The organism is Mucilaginibacter kameinonensis (assembly GCF_003675385.1).
Lineage (GTDB): Bacteria > Bacteroidota > Bacteroidia > Sphingobacteriales > Sphingobacteriaceae > Mucilaginibacter > Mucilaginibacter kameinonensis.
In genome coordinates, this window is sequence record NZ_RCWZ01000002.1 from 787,004 (window position 1) to 801,538 (window position 14,535).

Annotated in this window: 14 protein-coding genes; all 14 read right to left on the reverse strand. The window is 42.1% G+C overall.

What is annotated here, in order from left to right:
- Positions 1–7: 7 nt before the first annotated feature.
- Genes EAH55_RS10245 through asnB form a run of 14 tightly spaced genes read right to left on the reverse strand, consistent with a single transcriptional unit; the run spans position 8 to position 14,383 of the window.
- Positions 8–1,165: a glycosyltransferase gene (locus EAH55_RS10245; protein WP_121809537.1), complete on the reverse strand. Its 1,158-nt coding sequence runs from the start codon at positions 1,163–1,165 to the stop codon at positions 8–10.
- On the reverse strand, positions 1,144–2,043 hold the full coding sequence (locus tag EAH55_RS10250; RefSeq protein WP_121809538.1) for an NAD-dependent epimerase/dehydratase family protein: 900 nt from the start codon (positions 2,041–2,043) through the stop codon (positions 1,144–1,146). The genes EAH55_RS10245 and EAH55_RS10250 overlap by 22 nt, the downstream gene beginning before the upstream one ends.
- A complete protein-coding gene (locus EAH55_RS10255) occupies positions 2,040–2,666 on the reverse strand; it encodes an acyltransferase (protein WP_121809539.1) in 627 nt (208 codons plus the stop codon). Before EAH55_RS10255 ends, EAH55_RS10250 begins: the two co-directional genes overlap by 4 nt.
- Positions 2,663–3,583, reverse strand: coding sequence for a hypothetical protein (locus EAH55_RS10260; protein WP_121809540.1), 921 nt, complete (start codon positions 3,581–3,583; stop codon positions 2,663–2,665). Before EAH55_RS10260 ends, EAH55_RS10255 begins: the two co-directional genes overlap by 4 nt.
- Positions 3,576–4,601 (reverse strand): glycosyltransferase, encoded by a 1,026-nt coding sequence (locus tag EAH55_RS10265; RefSeq protein ID WP_121809541.1) that lies wholly within the window; start codon positions 4,599–4,601, stop codon positions 3,576–3,578. Before EAH55_RS10265 ends, EAH55_RS10260 begins: the two co-directional genes overlap by 8 nt.
- Positions 4,598–5,719, reverse strand: a complete 1,122-nt coding sequence (locus EAH55_RS10270; RefSeq protein ID WP_121809542.1) for a glycosyltransferase family 4 protein — start codon at positions 5,717–5,719, stop codon at positions 4,598–4,600. Before EAH55_RS10270 ends, EAH55_RS10265 begins: the two co-directional genes overlap by 4 nt.
- Before the next feature lie 9 nt (positions 5,720–5,728).
- On the reverse strand, positions 5,729–6,643 hold the full coding sequence (locus EAH55_RS10275; protein WP_121809543.1) for a glycosyltransferase family 2 protein: 915 nt from the start codon (positions 6,641–6,643) through the stop codon (positions 5,729–5,731).
- A complete protein-coding gene (locus EAH55_RS10280; RefSeq protein ID WP_121809544.1) occupies positions 6,636–7,526 on the reverse strand; it encodes an alpha-1,2-fucosyltransferase in 891 nt (296 codons plus the stop codon). The genes EAH55_RS10275 and EAH55_RS10280 overlap by 8 nt, the downstream gene beginning before the upstream one ends.
- Positions 7,527–7,539: 13 nt before the next feature.
- Positions 7,540–8,541: a glycosyltransferase gene (locus tag EAH55_RS10285; protein ID WP_121809545.1), complete on the reverse strand. Its 1,002-nt coding sequence runs from the start codon at positions 8,539–8,541 to the stop codon at positions 7,540–7,542.
- Positions 8,538–9,374 (reverse strand): class I SAM-dependent methyltransferase, encoded by an 837-nt coding sequence (locus EAH55_RS10290; protein ID WP_121809546.1) that lies wholly within the window; start codon positions 9,372–9,374, stop codon positions 8,538–8,540. Before EAH55_RS10290 ends, EAH55_RS10285 begins: the two co-directional genes overlap by 4 nt.
- Before the next feature lie 2 nt (positions 9,375–9,376).
- The gene (locus tag EAH55_RS10295; protein WP_121809547.1) at positions 9,377–10,624 is read right to left on the reverse strand and encodes an ABC transporter ATP-binding protein; all 1,248 of its coding nucleotides are present in this window, start codon (positions 10,622–10,624) and stop codon (positions 9,377–9,379) included.
- A 3-nt stretch (positions 10,625–10,627) separates the two neighbouring features.
- A complete protein-coding gene (locus EAH55_RS10300; RefSeq protein ID WP_121809548.1) occupies positions 10,628–11,491 on the reverse strand; it encodes an ABC transporter permease in 864 nt (287 codons plus the stop codon).
- On the reverse strand, positions 11,488–12,606 hold the full coding sequence (locus EAH55_RS10305; RefSeq protein ID WP_121809549.1) for a glycosyltransferase family 4 protein: 1,119 nt from the start codon (positions 12,604–12,606) through the stop codon (positions 11,488–11,490). The genes EAH55_RS10300 and EAH55_RS10305 overlap by 4 nt, the downstream gene beginning before the upstream one ends.
- Positions 12,599–14,383: an asparagine synthase (glutamine-hydrolyzing) gene (gene asnB, locus EAH55_RS10310; protein ID WP_121809550.1), complete on the reverse strand. Its 1,785-nt coding sequence runs from the start codon at positions 14,381–14,383 to the stop codon at positions 12,599–12,601. Before asnB ends, EAH55_RS10305 begins: the two co-directional genes overlap by 8 nt.
- Positions 14,384–14,535: the final 152 nt, after the last annotated feature.

Consider the following 14,535-nt stretch of genomic DNA (forward strand, 5'->3'; position numbering starts at 1 on the left):
TAAATGGTTATGCCGTTTCCTGTAGCGCTATGCGCAGAAATCCATTGCCGAAATTTTTAATATTGCGTTGATAATCAGGATTGGCATAAAGCGAAGGGAGCGGATGTGCACTAATGGCAAGCTCCAATTTTGCCGCTAAGTCCTTTACATCCAAAGGAGCGAAGAACCTGGCGCTGCTATCAACAAGTTGCTCCTGGTGAACTTCTATATCGGAAACAATTAATGCCTTATTCATTGATTTAGCGTCTTCAACTACGGTGCTCCAGCCCTCAAAAAGGGATGGCTGAACAATAGCAACAGCATTATTCATTAGCTGTAATTGTTCCTCTCTTTTGATAAAACCAAGAAACCTGATATTGTCGGTAAGATTATTTTGCTGAACATAAGTATTAAGTTCTGTAAAATATTCAGGGTTCCTGAGGTCTGCCGTATTGCCGGTAAAAGCAACAGTAATGTTGGTACCATTATTTTTAAGCCTGTGTACGGCCTGGATAACCGTAAGCTGGTTTTTATGCTTCCAAAACTGGTTGGGGCAAAGGAAATAAATATCAGGCAAATCAAACTTCTTAAGCAGGGGGCCGATAGTCAAATTCCGGTAGACTGGGTGAGTGACGGCGAAGGGCAGCACATGCACTTTAACAAGATGTCCGGGATAAAGCGATTTAAAATGTCCCGCCGCGTTTTGGCTGCTCAGAATAAGATGCTCTGACGAACCCTGAATCTCCATCTGGCTTCTTTTTCTGCCTTCAATAGCCTCTGCACTAAAAAATTCGGGGGCGAAATGTTCCTGAAAATCTGCTACCCAATAAATTTTATTACTGGCGAGAGATTGGGCCATGCTTTTGTAATATGGAAATACCGCATCCAGGTTTTTTATAGTTTGATTAAAGAATGCGGTCTTAACCAGGCGATTGGTTATTTTATTAAAAAAGCGGGTGGCAAAACTGGCCTCTCCGGTACCTAACCTAAAGCTTATATATGGGTAGGATATGTTATTTTTAGCAGCTTGATAATCGCTTCGCTTATTAATGATCAAAACGAGGTGCGGTTTAAGCTCTTCATCAAGTGTGTTTAATGCGCTTACAAGATTCTCTATATAATAAGTACCGCCAATCCAATTTTCGTTGTATGAGTAATTGAGCGCTATCCTCTTTCTTTTAGCCATTTACAATAGTCTTTTATACCATCTTCAAAACTTATTTGCTGCTGGTAGCCTAAACTTTTCAGCAAACTTGTATCGGCTTGCCAATAAAGCGGGTCGCCGGATCGATTCACTCCTTCAAAGCTAAAGACTCCCTTAAATTCTATATTTTCAAGAAACGCACTGGCAGCTGCTGCTATGGTGATTGGGCTGCCATTGGCGATATTAATAATTTTGAAACCTGTTTGGTTTCCACTAATAACTAGTGACATTGCATTCACGATGTCGGTTACGTGAATAAACTCGCGGGTTTCTTCACCGGTACCAAAAAGAGCGAAATGCTGCTGTGACCTTGATTTTTTGAAAAGATCCCAGAATAATTGCTTTTGTAAGCCTCTGCCGTATGCGGAAAATACACGGAAAATGAAGATGCTTAGCCCATAATATTTATGATATAGTTCACAAAGCTCTTCTGCCTGCTTTTTATGAATGCCATAAGGGGATAGGGGAGCCAGCCTATCGGTTTCTTTGATCGGCATAACAACGGGATTGCCATAAACTGCCGCGCTTGACATCTGCAGGAACTTACAATCATTGTTTTCTTCCCTGATGGCGTTAAGCAGGGCAACTGTCAGGTTCACATTCAACAGATAATCTTTTTCCGGACGAATGAAAGAATCTGGTACAGAGGCAGCGCCGGCGCAATTAACACACCAGGTAAATTGATGTTTTCGGAACACCGATTTAAAATCCGCATTGGTGGCATCTATTAAAAAATAGTTGGGATCGTTGTATTCCGTTACAACATCCGCTCCGTAAACATCATAGCCATCCAGATCTTTGAAAAAGTTGTAGCAGACAGAGCCTATAAATCCTTTTGAGCCTATGATCAGAATATTCATTTTTCAGTAAGTTGCTTTTTTACCCTGGCCGGATTACCGGTCACTAATGTAAAGGGTGGCACATCTTTAGTCACAACGGTATTAGCACCAACAATAGCTCCTTTACCAATAGTTACACCTTTTAAAATGGTGGCATTAAAACTTATCCAGGCATAATCCTCAATGATCACGGGTGCGGTGAGCACATTGCCCTTTTCTGCCCACGAGCCATTATTAACCAGGTCTACATATCTTTCCGCTCTTTCTATGGCGTCAAGTTCATGGGCATTGGTGTCCATAACATTTACGTTATGTGATATCTGTACATAATCACCAATGCTAACGCTGTCGCCCGACCATATCCTGGAATGATCACCTATATAGCAGTTTTCGCCAATAGTGATCTGTCCGCCATATTTAAATACATGCAGCATCCCCCTGATATGAGTGCCTTGGCCAACTGTTATTTTTGACCGGTCCTGCGCGTTAGAAACTGTGGCTTCAGGATAAAAAATAGCTCCTGAATTAACCACATTGGCTTCAATGTGCCTGTTGTTTTGCTCCTGATATAGAGTATTAAGTATATGGTGGATATTGATCTTCTTTAAAAAGCCGGTGATCAGTTTCTTTATCAGTTTTTTCATCGTTTGTTACGCCACAGGTTAATTAGCCGCCGGATCAATGAACGCCTGCGTTTAGCAGGCGGATTTAAAGCTAAATATAAATTTTCCAGATAAGCCGCATCCAACGGAAGTTCTCCGGGGTGTTTCAGGGGGAATGACATGGAAAACGCAGGCAATAGAGCTATCGGATTATCTACCGAATTCATATGCGTACCGCTCTCAAATCCGATGTTTTTTACAAGGTTAACCGAAGGGTTAATAGCTATTCCATCATTGATAAGGATGCTATAAAACCACTGAATATCCCAGGTATCCAATGTATTGTTGTGTGCGCTCTCAAACATAGTGTAGTAGGTATTAAACCATTCCTGGCTTCCAATCGCCTGTCTGATCTGCGTTTGAGTTGCTTTCTCCGGCCAGGCTTTCATGTCGATGTCGTAGCGTTTCCAGGCCCTTTTCCATGTAGCCCATCCCCAGATCCCGCCATGAGCCCTGAAGTAAGACGGAGAATGCTCATCGCCCGACTTACCTAATAAATTAGAACCGGAGATGGACATAACCTGCTCGTTATCCCGGAACCGTTCCAGTAATTCCGAACAAAATGAAAAAAAGGTATTATCCGGCAAACAGTCATCTTCAAGGATAATGCCTTCCTCCACATGGTCAAAAAACCAATTGATCGCGTCGCTTACAGCATTCTTACAACCTAAATTTTGCGGCCTGAATAGTGTTTTGAGCTCACATTCCCAATCTATTTGGGTGGCTATACTTCTTGTTAAAGCGCATAATGCCTCGTCTGTTAGTACTTCTGGCCTCGGACCATCCGCTGCAATAAACAGGTATTCAGGTTGATGCAGCCTGATGCAATCAAATACACGTTGGGCGTTTTCCGGGCGGTTGAAAATCAGAAATAATACCGGAACAGTGGTACTACTCATTTGCCGCTTGCTTGACCGAGTTCAAAACCTGCTGAATATGTTGTTGGTGATTTATCACTTTCTTCCGGTTTTTTATAATGGAGGATACCATGCCGTAGTGCCTCAATACGGTGCATCTTTGTTCCAGTGTTGGTCGTTTCCTTTTTTTTAGCGCTTGTATCACTACCGCTTGTACGCTCCTTAATAAGGATATGCTATGACTTTTTAATAGCCTGGTACTTAAATCGTTCAAAGACACAGGTTCTTTATTGATCATAGCGATATAGCCATACAAAAAGTAGTAGGAGTAACTAAGCCAGAATGCCATATTAATAATGGTTTTAATGCTCTGTCTTTTTACTGGAATTAAATGTTTGAATGTTAACCTATCATCGGCTACAATCTGATGGCCGCATAAATAAAACATAAAACAAATTTCCGCGTCTTCGCCCGAAAGGAAGTTAGAACCTGTTCGCCCGGTGGTAATTTGTAACCAGCCATGTTCCGCCAATTCCATAAAAATGCTTTTCCTTATCGTCATCCCGGCACCGTAAACCCAATGGTCTGTCGCGGCCCAGTGCTGTGGCCCATTGGCATTCAGTTGGCTAAGCAAGGTTTCATTCATTGTGACCGGTTCTTCCGGAAGGATCTCTCCACAGCCCCCTAATACCCCGATTTTCGGATTGGCCTGCATAATTTCAAATGCAGTGGCCAGGTAGGAGGGGTTTAACCAGTTGTCATCATCGCAAAATAGCAGGTATTCATAGCGTGCGCAATCAATTCCTTTTCTCCGGGCATTGAATAATCCTGGTACGGGTTCGTCCACTACATTATACTCAATACCTGCGGATGAATATTTTTGCCATTCATTTATAGCAACCTGTGCCGTATTATCGGAAGATGCATTGTTAACGATCCATATTTCCCAGGGTAAATGAGCCGGAACCTGTTGTTGCGCCAAATGCCTGATAGTTTCAGGCAGGCGTAACGTGGAGTTATAGCAGCATACAATTACGGATATGCCCCTGGTATTATTCAACTGTAAATGGAATTAAGCTGTGTTTTAAATTGCTCAAAACTAAATTTTTCTTCAAACCTTGTGAACGCATTTTCGCCTAAGAAATGGCGTAGATCTGCGTTATCTATCAATTTAAGGATAGCTTCAACGTGTTGAGATACATTTTCCGACTCAACAAGGTAGCCATTATAATCATGCCAGACAGATTCTGGAAGGCCGCCTACATTTGATACTACACAAGGCAATGATTGAGACATGGCTTCCACTACTGCAATGCCATGAGTTTCATAAAAACTGGGTTGGTAATAGATATGTGCCGTTTTCAAATAATCATTGGTATTGTTTACGGCTCCTTTAAAAAAGATCTGCTCTTGATTGGTTACTTCCGATAGGTATTGATACAGTAAAGGGCCATTCCCAAGCCAGATAAAAGTAACCTGGGGGCGTGCTGCGGTAACTGCCTTAGCTACCCTGAGCCAGGTTTCCGGATTTTTGTACCCGATGACGTGCCCCATTGTGATGACATATATCGGAGGGGCAGCACTCTGTTTTATATTGGGTTGCACGCCGCTGTTAGGTTCTGTGACGCAGTTATAAACAACGTTTACGTATGCTTGCTTCTTTTTGGCTATTTCCCAGTTTTTACTAATCAGTGATTTATTGGACTGTGAAACGGTAATGATTTTTTTTCTGTTGCCCAGTTTTCTGTTGCAGGTATATGAGGTGAAAGATGTATATCTTTTGCTGGGCGTTGTGTGCAGGATATAATAAACCTTGCAGAATGGAGCCCAAAAAAAGTATAAATGTTTCTCCGGCTCCACCGCGCAAACTGTAATATCGGCCAGGCCATATCTAATGCTCAGTAATTGAATATAAAGTACTGATTTCAAAAGTCGAAACGCCTCTTTTAGAGTGGTGGTCCACCGGTATTGTAAATGGGCGTAACCACAAAGATTTGTTTTGATCCTATAACTTATAAGACCGCTTTCATCCACTTTTTCAAGAAATTTTACTTCGTCCTCATCCTCCAAAACCAGTAGTACGTTTTGCGGCCCCAAAACTTTTATCAAGGCTCGCAGGTGCGTATTACTTCCGCTGAAATCAAATAACTTAGTGAAGATGATATGTTTTATTGCCACAGAGCGGTATTAATAGGTCCTGACAACTATTTTTCTTAACTGATCAACCGGCATTAGCAAACTTAGTGTATAAAACAAAACAGTTAAAGGCAAGTTAAAAACATCTTTGATCAGGGTTCTGAAATTTTGGGAAGTACGCTGATGCCCGTAATAAAGCCAGTGTTTAAGTTTTTCCCTGATGATCAATTGTGTATCCTGCCAATATTCCGGGTTTTCTTTGCCGAAAGTTTTGATGATTTCAATAAGCTCAAGAGTTGCATGCCTGTCCCTTGCTGTTATTGACTCATTATGCACCCTGTAAAGGGATAGTTGAAGCGGAAGTGCTTTAAACACGGCACCATTTTTCAACAGCCGCAGCCACATTTCGTAATCTTCGGCAACCACTTTATCAATAAAGCCGCCTGCATTCAGAAATAGCTCTTTTTTTGCCAGTACTGTGAGGTTAGGAATCTGGTTGTAATTCAAAAACGTTAGTAAGGCCGGGCGCCCTTCGTATACTGCAGACTGAACGCCCATTGTTTTTAAAGTAGAGAAATCCTCGGGCAACTCCCCTTCAAAAATGTAACAATCTGTGAAAACCAAGGAATAATCCCCTGTATTGATTTCATGTATACTAACCTCCAGCTTTTCTTTAAGCCAAAGATCATCGGCATCCAGAAATGCTAAAAAAACGCCGGAACTGTTTGCAATAGCAAGATTTTTTGCTTTGCCCTGCCTGCCATTTTCCTGGAAAAAGCATTTAATGCGCTTGTCTGCAGAAGCGTAACGTTTTATAACCGCTGCTGTTTGATCTGTCGAGCCGTCGTCAACAATGAGTAGCTCCCAATTGGTATAGGTTTGTTGAATTACACTTTCAATGCTTGCTGCAATATATTTTTCAGCATTATAAGCAGGCATAATTACAGAAACAAGCTGATCATTCATTGCTTATAATATGCCAGTTTGCCGGGATAAAGTCATGAATATTGAACTTCACATTGTTGGCATTAAACCAATTGGCCGGTGCAAAAACTTCGCCGTTGCTTTTTGACAGCCATGCACCCCACCAGCTGAAACTGCTGTTTGCGATGATATGATGTTTACAATAACTCATTAAAGCCATATCCTTCCAGCTATTTTCGGATTGATTACCACTTACATAGCAGGTTTGATCGCTGTTTAAGTTTAAATTTTTCATTGCCCAGTCTATGTCGTCAGAGAAGATAAAAAGGGTCAGATCGGCGTACTTTGCTGTTAAAAGGTTCAATGTTTGTTGGTAATATTGTACTTCAAGTACGCCATGAATCTTATATACTTCCGGCGACTTCAAATAATCACCTCTGCGCACATGAATGCTCACCGGGTTGGCTGAAGCTTCAATCTTTTTCCTGATGTTGTCATTGTCGGTATCGAGTGCAGGGAACTCAAAATCTCCTAACAATTGATTGCGCAGGTGTTTGAAATATTTCTCCGACTGAAAATAGCCATCAAGGTATGTATTTACAGGCTTACCGTACGCTTTTTCAAAGTCAATATATTCGTTTTCTATCTGCCGGCTTATTACGGTTTTAAAAAAACGCCTGTATAACCGATAATAAAAGCTATTTTTATTAAAGATTGCTAATTGTTTAGCTGTGGCTTTAACAGCCTTTATATTTTTAAATAGCTGCAGTTCATACTTCCTCGCCGTAAAATGTGGTGAGTCTGTTTGATTTTCTTCCAGGAACTGATGGTCAATATACACCGGAGAACCCTGTGAAAGGCCTCTGCCCGCGGCATACTGAAACATTTGATTTCCGAGCCCTCCCTGTAGTTTAACAATTACCATAAATTGATGCCGATCATGACCGTTTGAGTATTTTATCTCTCAGCTTCACCAATACCCGCTTCACAGTTTGCACATTAAGAAACGATAGCCCATTGATTTCCATCATTTGCCGGATGGACTCACGGTAAGATAGCTGCAATTTATTGTGATAAAAGAAAAGCAGGGCAGGAGCCTGTTTATAATTGAATCCTTTATAATGATAAAGCATCACCATTTTAAGGTTAAACCGTAAGGCCTCAACAATCATCTCGTAAGTGATATCCAGTGCTGTAGTTTTCAGGTATTCGAAATGTACAAGCGCCCAGCTGATGAAATCCAGATGGCCGCAAATCATATCATTTTTGTTCCTGGCAGCGTTAGATGAAATATTGATACCGCTGTAACGCCAATATATTTGGGCGTTCGGGATTATAAACATCCCTTTTTTCCTGGAAAACAATATAGACATCGCCCAATCAGCCCCTTGAGCGTAAAGGGTAAATACAAAACCTCCGCATTCTTCATAAATACTCCTTGAAAAAATATGGTCAGGCATAGAATTTCCGCGTCTGCCATGTAAAAGGTTATAAGCCATCTGTGCCGAACTCTCCGTTTGCGGGCCAGTTGTGCCTCGGTTCATAATTTCGCCATGCTGATTGATCACCACGGTGTTAAACCTGAAAATATCAAAATCATTTGTTGCAACGTCGACGGTACTATAAAACTCTTCAACGCAATTGCTGTCCATCAGGTCATCATCCGAAAATAGACAGATCCATTTTTCAGTTTTACTTAATGCAACACACCTCTTCCATTGTAAAACCAGGTTTTTAGCTCCGATATTGTTTTCAAAACGGTTGTATACAATGTCCAGATCTTCCTGATGCCGTTCTGCTATAGACCTTAAATCTTCCGGGCTGCAATCATCTCCGATATAAACCGTGAAATTTTTGTTGCTTTGAGCGGCAAGCGATGCCAGCGTTTGATCAAAATATATCTTCTTATAAGCAGGTATGATGATAGCTAAATCGCTCATTTTACCCGGGCTACAATAATTTGATAACCTAATCTTGATTTACCGAGTTCTTCAGTATTGTATTGACCTGTATATTCTTCAATCTTTGAAAAACCATTATCCGGCTTGATGACCGGATCCGGTGTTTCTGCTTTATGGGGCGGGGGGAGCAGTTTATTTTTAATTTTATTAAGGACCCGCCTGGTTAAACCAATCCGTACCACAGGTGGCGGAAGAGGGATTTCAGGGTAAAGCTGAACATACACCTTTTCGATATTAAAAAACTCATCGATTACATGGTGAAACTCCCGAAAACCCCATTCCTGCACATGATAAGGATTTGCCGGAGTATTATCTATTGGAATAGATGCAATTGGTGTAGAAACCAAAAACAGTCCGTTTGTTGTTAGGGTAGTTTTTATACTGGTCAAAAATTTTCTATAGTCGGGTAAATGTTCAATCGTTTCAAAGCTTACGGCGATGTCAAAGGCGTTCTCAATGCCTAACTGTTGGGCGTCGTTAACCTGAAAGGTAATATTTTCCCGGCCATTGCGCCATTGCGCATACCTGATAGCATCTGGCTGAATGTCGGCCCCGTATACGCTGTTGGCTGCACCTTGAAGAGCCATCAGGTTACTACCCTTACCCACGCCGCATGCAATATCAATTACCCGTTTACCGGCTGTATAATTACAGGCAAGCTTATATCTTTCAATATGTGAATACTCAGTTTTCTCATATAAAAATCCGGGCACCCAGCGTTCTGACGACTGCCTGAGCAGTTGATTGGCCAGCGTGTTCAATTCAAAATTTAAGCAGAAAACTTCTTCGGTTAAACGTTCAGCTTCAGTCATGTTTATATCCAGATTTGTTCGGTAAATATGCTGCCCTGGCTCGAATCCGGTAATAAGTGTGTCTGTTTTACGGAGTGGAATATCTCAAATTGCAAACCATTGTCGTAATAGTCGAGGGTTTCCTGATCATTGCCAATATAGATTGCGATTTTGTAAGTTCCGGGCTTTAAATTGAGGTGATTTATTTTGCAACTTATCTGATTGGTACCCTGCTGTAACGTGTATTTTTTATCAAAAAATTTACTAAAGAGCGTGGTTATCCTTACATCGTTCACATCGTTTATGCCTATCCCGACAGAAACGTTTTCAAGTTGCTTGGTTGAGTCTATTTCCAGCTGTACAGTTTTTTTACCCTCCATTTGAATATGCTCGGTGCCATCTTCATCTGTAACCTTAAAGCCGGATAGCCAGGCTTTTTTACCGTCATTCAGAATCTTGACGGCTTTTGAATATCCCCCATCCCTGTCGTCCGAATAGATCTTCATTACCTCTTCAATGCTGCCGTTACCGGTAATCTGGCCGTTTTTTAAATAAATTCCCTGATTACAAAGAGATATTATCGCCCCCATATTATGGCTTACAAACAATACAGTCCGGCCTTCGCCTTTGCTGATATCGCCCATTTTTCCAAGACATTTTTTTTGGAATTCGGCGTCGCCAACAGCTAAAACCTCGTCAACGATAAGAATTTCTGACTCCAGGTGTGCAGCCACGGCGAAGGCAAGCCGTACGTACATCCCTGATGAGTAACGCTTTACCGGTGTGTCGATGTAGCGTTCCACCCCCGAGAAATCTACGATCTCATCAAACTTTCGTTTTATTTCGGCCTTGCGCATGCCAAGTATGGCCCCATTCAGGTAAATGTTTTCCTTGCCGCTCAGTTCAGGATGAAATCCGGTTCCAACTTCCAGCAAACTGGCAATGCGGCCTTTCACCTTAACGGATCCTGTGGTTGGAGCGGTAACCCGACTTAAGATTTTAAGCAGCGTGCTTTTGCCTGCACCGTTTTTACCGATTATGCCAACGGCGTCTCCCTGGTTGATGTCAAAATTAATGTCCTTAAGGCTCCATATGACGTCGCTTTCTCCTTTTTTAGCACGATCATTGATTTCCCCGATCTTTAAAAACGGATCTTCCTTGCCGCGCAGTTTTGCCCAGTAGCGTTCAAGGTCACGAGAGATGGTTCCCGTTCCAATTTCTCCTAACTGGTATGCTTTGGAGAGTTTTTCTGCTTTAATAACAACTGGCATATATCAGACAGTATCAATGAATGTGCGCTCCACGCGATTAAATATTAAGATGCCAACCAGAAGTATAATGAAGGTTACCAATGTAGTAATACCCAATGACAACATGGTAAACGTTCCCTGGCCGAGAAAGCCATATCTAAAGGCCTCAATAATGGAGGTCATCGGGTTGTACTCAACAATCCATGTATAACTTGGAAATTTTTGCTTTACCGCCGAAAGGGGATAAATTACTGTTGTTAAGTACATCATGAGTTGGATCCCGAAGGTGACCAGGAAACTCAGATCGCGGTATTTTGTAGTCATGGCAGATATGATCATACCGAGCCCCAAACCAAGCATGGCCATAAGTATCAGAAGTAACGGGAATATCAACAGGAAAGCGTTAGGATGGATGTTTGCGCCTTTGAAAACATAAATGAACATGATTAAAAGGAACAGGATCATCTGAACGCCAAACCGAAGCAGGTTTGATACCACAATGCTCAACGGAACGATCAGCCTTGGAAAGTAAACCTTTCCAAAAAGCCCGGCATTAACCGTAAAAACAGTTGATGTTTTCGTGAGGCAATCGGCAAAATAATTCCAGGCAGTGATACCTGCAAGGTAAAACAAGGGCTTGGGTAGGTTGTCTGCAGAGATATCAGCAAGACTCCCAAATACAAAGGTGTATATAATTGTGGTGAACAGCGGCTGAACAAAAAACCACAAAGGGCCGAGGATGGTTTGTTTGTAAAAGGAAACAAAGTCTCTTCTCACCAGTAAAACCAACAAGTCCCGGTAGTGCCACATATCCTTTAGCTTCAAATCAAAGGGACTGCTTTGTGGGCTTAGTTCAATATCCCATTTTTCATCTGTTAATTTACTCATTCGTTCAGCAGCGTTTTTATTTTTAGCCTGTAATCGAGTTCATTGAAATGCATAAGGCACTGTTCCTGCAATTCTTTTCTTTTCGCTATTGTTAAGGGATTTTCTAAGTGCTTTTTTATACATCTGACCAGTTCATCCGGATCGTCAACGCTGATAGCGCTGCCCAGCTCGCCGTTCCTGACTGCATCGAGACTGCCATCGGCATTGCCGCAAATAACAGGTAAACCGCAGGCCATGGCTTCTATAAAAACGATACCGAAGCCCTCTTTTCTGCTGGGCAGCACAAAAAGATCGGCCATTAAAAAATGATCGGCCAGTTCATTTTCCTCAATAAAGCCGGTGAGTATTACCTGGTCTGCTACTCCCAGTCTGGTGATCAGTTCATTGATCCTCAACTCTTCCTGTTCATCATATTTGCCCGAAAGTACATATTTTATATTCGGGAATTGATGCTTTAAGTTGTTTATGGCTTGTATAACAAGCTCGTATCCTTTATATTTTTCCGTAGATGCCAGACGTGTAAGCGTAAATATAATGGGCGAGCTGTTATTCAGTTGATAACGAGACTCCAGATACAGCGGCTTATCACTAAGAGGCGGCTGTTTCATAAAAGGATCAACGGCGTTGTTGAGCACACTGCAAACATCCCGTTTTATCTGGTGTCTTTCCATCATTTGATGCATGGTAAAATTGCTTACACAAATTACCTTGTCGCATTTACTTAGCAGGTGTTTTTTTACGGGCGAAAGTTTGCGCCACACTTCTATGCCATGTGCAATCAACCATACTTTGCAGTTGGGGCGGGCCCATTTAATCAACAAGCCTATAATGGAGAGGTTGATGTGGCTAAGTATGATGATATCAGGTTTTACATATCGGCTTATCGCTTTTAAAACAAAATTAATGCGGTTTGTACCAAAACCCTTGAATTTGCTTTGTGGAAGGTATTGTTCCATCAGGTCTTCCTGTTTATCATAGGCGGACCAGAGTTCAAAATTCCATTTGTTGCTAAGGGCAAGTTTGTGTAAGGAGTAACCAAGCGTGCGGGTCATTTTCTGGATACCGCCGGTGGTACTGAAGGTTTGCAGGGTGAAAAGGATCACTTTTTTAGACATGGGGTTGTATCTGGTAAAGTGCAAAGGCTTTTGACCAGTGGATCTGGCCGTTTTTAAATTTCTGAATATTGTATCGCGCTAACTTCCCCTTATAGTGTTCGGGGTTGTTAATACGCGTGTTCTCGCGCATCCATATTTGTAGCGGGAATGAAAAACCCATCTTGGGCCGGTTCCAAACCGAAGCCGGTAATATGTCGAAGCTATCAATAAGCAGCTTTTTGGGTTGCTGACGATTAAAGCGAATATCGGATGCGATGCTTTGCACAGCAGCAGTAAAATCTTCATCCAAAAATGGTACCCGTACCTCCAGGCCATGGCTCATGCTCATTACATCGGTATCCCGAAGCAGTTGATTTTGCATGTAAAGGTTTGTTTCAAACCATGAAGCCTGTTCAGGGCTGTACCGGCTTGACTCCGACCCCTCATTATTGTCAAAAAGTACAGTTTTAACTTGTGTGGTATCAGTGTCAAGTATCCTGCTGATATCGCCGGGTGAGAACAGGCCTCGAAGTAAAAGGTAGTCGGCAATCGGGCTTTTATCAACCAGGAACGTAAGTTTTTTGTAGGCGTCGGGTAACAGCCCATGTACAGAAGAGAATAGAAATGGTGGAATATTGCGTAAATAACCCAGGTATCTGATGCGGCTAAAAGAAGGATAACCTCCAAAATACTCATCTGCACCAATACCTGATAATACTGCCTTTAAACCGTTGTCATGAGCGTATTTACTAATAAACCAGCTATTGATACCATCTGTGGTTGGCATATCCATAGCTTCCAGGATGTGTTCGAAGTGGTTTTCAAAATCTTCTTGTTTAACCAGGTGCGAAAAATTTTCTCCCCTGGTTTTGTTTAAGATTACCTTTTGGTAAGCCTGTTCGTCGTATTGTTTTTCGTCAAAGAAAATGGATATGGTTTTCAGCTGTTGGCCTTTTTCTTCGTCGGCCAGCAGTGTTAACAAGCTTGAGTCGATCCCGCCGCTTAAAAAAACACCCAGCGGCGCATCTGCAACCATTTGCCGTTTTACGGCTTTTGTCAAAGCTTGCTTAATAATTTCGTGCGCCTCGTTGATATCGTTTATCCTGTTTGTGTTTTCCTGCTGCTGATATCTACAGATTTGATAAGTGGAAAGGGAATGGTTCCAGCATAAATAATGTCCTTTAGGTAAGCTGTATACCTGGAGCAACGTGGTATAAGGTTCAGGGATATGACCGAAGGCTAAAAACCTGATGGGCCAGTTTGGGTCTTCTTGAGCAGCAATACCGGCTGCTGTAAATGCACTGATTTCTGAGGCAAAACTTAAGTCATTGTCCTGCGTGGTATAGTAAATCGGTTTAATACCGGCGGTGTCGCGCACGAGGTAGGTTAGCCGTCGGGCAGTATCAAACAGGGCAAACGCGAACATTCCCCTAAATTTTCCGAAGGCTTCTACACCCCATTTCAGATAAGCCTGCAATATAACTTCGGTGTCTGTAGCCGAGTTAAATGTGATGCCAAGTCCGGTGAGCTCACCTCGCAACTCCAGGTAATTATAGATCTCGCCGTTGAACGTTATTAAGGCTCTGCCATGCGTATCCGCCATTGGCTGATGACCACCACTGCTCAGATCGATGATCGAGAGCCTGCGGTGCCCGAATACCAGGTGACCGTTCTGGTCATAATGTACCCCCTCGTCGTCCGGTCCTCCATGCTGAAGTGTACGGCACATAACTTTTACCTTTTCAAGTAGAACCTCGGGCTGTACCATGTTATTAATTATACCCGCTATCCGGCACATTTTGTTTGCTGTTTGTACATGGCTTCGCCGCGTAAGTCACAATGTTTTATTGTAACTTATTAATAGTCATTTGTTTGCGCATTAATGAATGTAATGCGTATGGTTGATCCCCGGTAACAAAAATAACCGGATTTTTAGTTAAAAATAATTCC